This is a genomic window from Oryzihumus sp. (assembly GCF_054325275.1).
This window is the reverse complement of the sequence record NZ_JBTCWL010000123.1, coordinates 1-4901: the sequence shown is the minus strand read 5'-3', so window position 1 is coordinate 4901 and position 4901 is coordinate 1. Positions and strand designations below refer to the sequence as shown.

Sequence of the window (4901 nt, the reverse complement as noted above, 5' to 3'; positions counted from 1 at the left end):
TTCGTCTTCTCCGAGAACCCGCCGCTCGAGTCCACGATCCAGGTCTGAGCCCGCGCCGCCCCCTGGTATGCCGGGTGGCCGGCACCCGGGGGCACCTCACCTCCCGGGCGTCGACCTCGTCCTGACGGGGGACGCCGCTGCCCGGCGGGCGAGGTCCGGGGCTCAGTTGAGGTTCTGGTCCTCGGACAGGAACAGCGCGAAGATCGCCGGCTGCGTCTGGATCAGCTCCAGCCGGCCGCCGTTGGACTCGGCCAGGTCCCGGGCCAGCGCCAGGCCCAGCCCCGTGCCGGTCGTGGTGACCGACCGCTCGAAGATGTGCGGCGCGATCGCCGCGGGGACGCCGTCGCCCTGGTCGCTGACCTCCACCACGACCGACGGGCCGCTGCGACGGGCGTGCACGTCCACGGTGCCGCGACCGTGCGCGAGGGAGTTCTCCAGCAGCGTCGAGAGCACCTGGGACAGGGCGACCGGCGTCGCCTGGACCGACAGCCCCCGCTGGCCGTGCACGCGCACCGAGCGGCGCGCCTGCTCGAACGCGGGCTGCCACTCCCGTTGCAGCGCCGCGATGACGGAGTCCAGGGAGACGCTGGGCCGGGGCGCGTCGTGACCGGAGCGGCTGCGCGCCAGCAGGTCGTCGACGACGCGGGTGAGCCGCTCCACCTGGGCGATGGCGATGTTGGCCTCCTCCTGCACCACCGCCAGGTCGTCGGTCACCGAGATCTCCTCGAGCCGCATGAGCAGCGCCGTCAGCGGGGTGCGCAGCTGGTGCGAGGCGTCGGAGGCGAAGTCACGCTCCGAGGCCAGTGACCGCTTGAGCTGCTGCGCGCTGCGGGAGAGCACCTCCGAGACCCGGTCGATCTCGGCGATCCCGCTGACGAGCGGCTGGAACCGGGACTCCCCGGCGCCCAGCCGCTCGGCCCGGTCGGCCAGCTCGGTCATCGGCTCGGAGAACTTGCGGGCCTGCGCCGAGGCCACGAGGACCCCGACGACGACCGCGAGCACCGACAGCGCCGTGATGATGCCCAGCAACTGGGCGAGCTGCGTCATGCTCTGGCCGGCGACCAGCCAGGTGCGCAGCCGGGACCCCTCGTCCGCCAGCATCCACACGGCCCCGAAGAACAGGGGAGCGCCGACGATGACAACCGACAGGACGACGGCGATGACGGTGGAGCGGACGAGCCGCTCACGCATGGCTGGTCCTCAGCTCCGGTCGCCGCGCTCGAAGCGGAAACCCACGCCGCGCACGGTGGAGATGTACTGCGGCTGGGCCGCGTCGTCGCCGAGCTTCTTGCGCAGCACCGAGATGTGCATGTCCAGGGTCTTGGTGGACCCGAACCACGCGGTCTCCCAGATCTCGCGCATGAGCTGCTCGCGCGAGACGACCTTGCCCTGCTCGCGCACGAGCACGCGCAGGAGGTCGAACTCCTTGGCCGTCAGCTGCAGCTCCTCGTCGTTGAACCAGGCGCGGCGCCCCTCGGGGTCGATGCGCACCAGCTCGTTGGTCGGCGCGGAGTCCAGCGGGTGACGGCGCAGCAGCGCCCGCACCCGGGCCAGCAGCTCGGCCAGCCGGAACGGCTTGGTCACGTAGTCGTCGGCGCCGGCGTCGAGGCCGACCACGGTGTCCACCTCGTCGGCGCGGGCCGTGAGGATGAGGACGGGCACGGTGCGCCCGTCGGCGCGGATGCGCCGGCACACCTCCAGTCCGTCGATGTGGGGCAGTCCGAGGTCGAGCACGACGAGGTCGGGGCCTTCGGCGGCCCCGTCGAGGGCCGCACGACCATCCCCGCGCACATCGACGTCATAGCCCTCGCGGCGCAGGGCGCGGGCGAGGGGTTCAGAGATGGCGGGGTCGTCTTCGGCCAGCAGCACGCGGGTCATATCGGGCATCGTAGAGACCGCAGGTACCGTCAGCGACCGGGCCACGCCGGACGACGCTTCTCGGCAAATGCCGCCACGCCTTCCTTGCGGTCCCCGGAGAAGGCCGTGGCGCGCCAGCAGGCGTCCTCGACCTCCAGTCCGGTGGCCAGGTCGACGTCCATGCCGAGCCGCATCGCCTTCTTGGCGTTGCGCAGCCCGACCGGGGAGTTCGCCGCGATCTCGGTGGCCAGCCGCAGGGCCCAGTCGCGGGCCTCGCCGGCACCGACGACCTCGTCGACGACCCCCAGGGCGGCAGCCTCCGAGGCCGCCATCCGTCGCGCCGTGAACACCATCCCCGCAGCGCGCGACCAGCCGATGCGCCGGGTCAGCAGCTGGGTGCCACCACCCCCGGGGATCACCCCGACGGACACCTCGGGCAGCCCCACGACCGCGGCCTCCCCCGCCACGATGAGGTCGCAGGACAGGGCGATCTCCAGCCCGCCGCCGAGGGCGAAGCCCTCGACGACCGCGATCGAGGGCACCGGCAGGTTGAGCACCCCGGTGTATGCCGCGCGGGCCACCGGCCGCTGCTGCATCAGGTCGGCGTCGCTGAAGGAGTTGCGCTCCTTCAGGTCCGCGCCGACGCAGAACGCCTTGGGGCTGGTGCTCGTCAGGATCACGGCGCGCACGTCCTCGTCGGCGGCCAGCTCGGCCGTGGCGGCGGCGAGGTCCCGGGCCATCGCGGTGGAGACCGCGTTCATCGCCTCCGGCCGGTCGAGCGCCAGCTCGGCCACGTGGCCGCCCTCCCCGTGGCGGGTGATGGTCACCAGCCGGCGGTCCCCGGGCTGCTCCTGCGTGCTCACTGCTCCTCCTTGGTGTCTGCTGCCTGACCTCGACGGCGCACCTCGCCCGTGCGGCTCAGGAGCCAGGGCGTGACCGGCCCGATCCCCCGCAGCGAGCGCCGGCGCAGCGCCGTCATCTCGAACCCCGACAGGCTGGCCAGCTTGGCGGCCAGCCCGTCGTCGACCAGCACCGACCCGGGCCGGGCCACCGCCGTCAGGCGGGAGGCACGGTTGACCGTGGTGCCGAAGACATCCCCCAGGCGAGGCACCACCCGGCCGGTCGCCATACCGACCCGCACGTCCGGCAGCACCTCGTCCTCGGCCATCGCCTCGACCAGGTCCAGCGCGATCGCCGCCGCGGCAGCGGGGGTGACCGTCACGTAGAGCACCTCGTCGCCGACGGTCTTGATCACGCGGCCGCCGTGGGCGGTGACGATGTCGGAGGCCAGCTCCTCGAAGCGCTGGACGACCTGGGCCAGCTCGCGCTCGGAGAGCCGGCGGACCAGGCGGGTGAACGACACCAGGTCGGCGAAGCCCACGTTGCGCACGATGCCGACGTTGTCCTGCTCGGGGTCCGCGTCGGCGACCATGCGCTCGATGGCGGCGACGAGGTGCCGGCGCCACGCGTAGACCAGCAACGGCTCGAGATCGTCGGCGACGTCGGCGAGCTTGGCCGCGGCCTTGCGGGCGGTCTCCAGGTCCGGGACCGCCCGGGTGGTGTCGTGCCGTCCGGCGCCGGGGGCGTCGCCGGCGCCGAGGTCGCCCAGCGCCTCGGCCATCAGCTGGGTCTGCCACACCGCCAGCCGGTCGGTGGTGCGGGCGAACGCGCGGGTCATGGCCAGCGCGGTCGGCTCGTCGAAGACCCCCTCGCGCACGAGGTCTGCCACCGAGCGCAGCGCCTGGATGTCGGACTCTGTGAACACCCGGTCCTCGTCGTCCTCGACGTTGGCGAAGCCGAGCGCGTGCCAGAACTTGCGCGCGCTGCGCAGCGACAGCCCGGCCGCGCTGCTGACGTCGCGGCGCCGCAAGGTGCGCGACTGCCCCAGCAGCCGCGCCTCGACCTCGTCGGCGGCAGGCTCGAACCCCCCGGTCACGTCAGCTCCGGGGCGGGCACGATGGCGACCGATGCGGGGCACGCGTCACAGCGTCAGGTTTCGGGGCACACGCCCGATCATGCCCTGTCCGGCTGTGCTCGTGTGACCCGACGCACATGGACGACGTCACCGGCCGCATGGACCACCCGTCCCCGCCCGGTCTCCAGGACGAGCCGGCCACTGTCGTCGACGCCTCTGGCCGTGCCACGCAGCAGCGCGCCGCCGGGCTGGTGGACGTCGACCTCCTGCCCGATCGTGACGCACTCCTGGCGGTATGCCGCCCGCACCCGTCCCAGCGCCGCTCCCCCGAGCACCCACTCGCCGTGCAGCGCGGCCAGGTGGCCCAGGAAGGCGATGACCAGGTCCTCCCGGCGGATGCCCTGAGCCCCCTCGAGGCGCAGCGAGGTCGCGGTCGGCACCGGCAGCTCGTGCTGCTCCTGGTCGACATTGGCACCGGCGCCGGCCACCACCACGGTGCCGTTGCCGGTCAGCTCGCACAGCACGCCGCAGACCTTGCGCTCCCCCAGGAGCAGGTCGTTGGGCCACTTCAGCCCGGGGCGCACCCCGGCCACGTCCGCGAGGGCCCGGCCCATCGCCATACCGGTGAGCAGGGGCAGCCAGCCCGGGTCCGAGCTGGCGCCCACGGGAAGCACCACCGAGACGGCCACGGACGCCCGGGCCGGCGCCTCCCACTGGCGGGTGAGCCGGCCCCGCCCGGCGCTCTGGTGCTCGGCCAGGACGACCCGCCACGGCCGGGGGTCGCGCAGGGCCTCGAGGTTGGTGGAGTCGACCGTGTCGAGCACGTCCAGGGCGCTCCACGGGCCCTCCGGCGTGAGCAACGCCTCCTGCAGGGCATGGACGTCCATCGGCTCTCTCACGCGGCTAAGGCTAGGCTGCCCGACATGGCTGATGCTGTTCAGAGTCCGGATGCCGTCGACGCACCGGCGATCGACATCCACACCACCGCGGGCAAGCTGGCCGACCTGCACCGGCGCAACGACGAGGCGGTCCACGCCGGGTCGGCGCGGGCGGTCGAGAAGCAGCACGCGAAGGGCAAGAAGACCGCGCGCGAGCGGATCGCGCAGCTGCTCGACGAGGGCTCGTTCGT

The 4901-nt window shown here is 73.4% G+C and carries 5 protein-coding genes and 1 pseudogene; 1 reads left to right on the top strand and 5 read right to left on the bottom strand.

Annotated elements, in window-relative coordinates:
• Positions 1-162: 162 nt before the first annotated feature.
• The 5 genes from ACXVGS_RS18755 to ACXVGS_RS18735 all read right to left on the bottom strand — a co-directional run bounded on the left by ACXVGS_RS18755 (position 163) and on the right by ACXVGS_RS18735 (position 4671).
• Positions 163-1191 carry a sensor histidine kinase gene (locus ACXVGS_RS18755; protein WP_458534076.1) on the bottom strand — a complete coding sequence of 343 codons (1029 nt, stop codon included), beginning with the start codon at positions 1189-1191 and terminating at the stop codon, positions 163-165.
• 9 nt (positions 1192-1200) lie between these two features.
• A complete protein-coding gene (locus tag ACXVGS_RS18750) occupies positions 1201-1878 on the bottom strand; it encodes a response regulator transcription factor (RefSeq protein ID WP_141787357.1) in 678 nt (225 codons plus the stop codon).
• Positions 1879-1907: 29 nt separating this feature from the next.
• The gene (locus tag ACXVGS_RS18745) at positions 1908-2720 is read right to left on the bottom strand and encodes an enoyl-CoA hydratase-related protein (protein WP_458528795.1); all 813 of its coding nucleotides are present in this window, start codon (positions 2718-2720) and stop codon (positions 1908-1910) included.
• A complete protein-coding gene (locus ACXVGS_RS18740; protein ID WP_458528794.1) occupies positions 2717-3793 on the bottom strand; it encodes an adenylate/guanylate cyclase domain-containing protein in 1077 nt (358 codons plus the stop codon). Before ACXVGS_RS18740 ends, ACXVGS_RS18745 begins: the two co-directional genes overlap by 4 nt.
• A gap of 77 nt (positions 3794-3870) precedes the next feature.
• Positions 3871-4671, bottom strand: a complete 801-nt coding sequence (locus ACXVGS_RS18735) for a biotin--[acetyl-CoA-carboxylase] ligase (protein ID WP_458528793.1) — start codon at positions 4669-4671, stop codon at positions 3871-3873.
• 24 nt (positions 4672-4695) lie between these two features.
• Between ACXVGS_RS18735 and ACXVGS_RS18730 the strand changes: the two are divergent.
• Positions 4696-4901: pseudogene (locus tag ACXVGS_RS18730) on the top strand (methylmalonyl-CoA carboxyltransferase); the annotation flags it as partial.

Excerpts from the sequence above, each read along its gene's own strand:
- ACXVGS_RS18755 (WP_458534076.1), bottom strand. The coding sequence starts at position 1,191 with ATGCGTGAGCGGCTCGTCCGCTCCACCGTCATCGCCGTCGTCCTGTCG.
- ACXVGS_RS18750 (WP_141787357.1), bottom strand. The coding sequence starts at position 1,878 with ATGACCCGCGTGCTGCTGGCCGAAGACGACCCCGCCATCTCTGAACCC.